Origin of the sequence: Bartonella sp. AP57NXGY (assembly GCF_042195805.1) — a bacterium.
Classification (GTDB): domain Bacteria; phylum Pseudomonadota; class Alphaproteobacteria; order Rhizobiales; family Rhizobiaceae; genus Bartonella.
In genome coordinates this window covers 1-746 of the sequence record NZ_JBHIOZ010000496.1, presented here as the reverse complement: position 1 = coordinate 746, position 746 = coordinate 1, and the positions used below count along the sequence as shown (strand labels likewise).

General features: G+C 30.8%; 1 protein-coding gene. It reads right to left on the bottom strand.

Going from position 1 to position 746, the window contains the following annotated elements; all coding sequences use genetic code 11:
- Positions 1-455: 455 nt before the first annotated feature.
- On the bottom strand, positions 456-746 hold a 291-nt coding region (locus ACFIL8_RS11670), incomplete at its 5' end, for an isochorismatase family protein (RefSeq protein WP_375689941.1).

The following is a 746-nucleotide window of genomic DNA, read 5'->3' as shown; positions in this document are numbered from 1 at the left end:
AGTAATGGAGATTTCTTCCTTTTTCACACTTTTGTTTATCGCATATCTTTGAATAGAAAGAGGTCTTTTATGCAAAATAAAATACTATTTTATTGCTTATTTGCGTTTTTTTAAAGTTGAGTTCATTGTATGATACTACCCATGAAGCCAATAATGTACAATCTCTAGGATACTTTTTGACCTAAATATAAGACAGAAAGCTGATGTTATACTTTTTACCAGCTTTCAATATTATGACAAGCCCTTGCATTTAATGGGTCATAAGAAGCATTCTTACTGTTTTTTTGAATGATTTATTCATACATTGATTCTCTTTGTAACGTGTAAAAGAATGTTTTTGAAACAGGTTTGAAATGAGAGAATTTACGATATTCTGGACTCTTACTTAAATATGTGCAAAATGATTTATCCTTTATAAATCAGTGTATTATAATGGTAGATTAGAGAAGGATATTTTAAGAGACCATTAAAAGTTCTATACCGGCTTCGTTCATTGTTTTAAGCATAGTGTTTAGTGATCCGTTTACATCAATACCAGCACAGGCATTTAATGAAACACTGACTTTAAAACCGCATTGCATAGCGTGAAGAGCAGAAAATCCGACACAAAAATCAGTTGCTAAGCCACACATAATGAGCTTAGTAAAACCATGTTCTTTGAGATAAACTTGTAAACCTGTTGGTGTTTTTTGATCATTTTCAAGAAAAGCAGAATAGCTATCCATTTTTTGATTATAGCCTTTTCT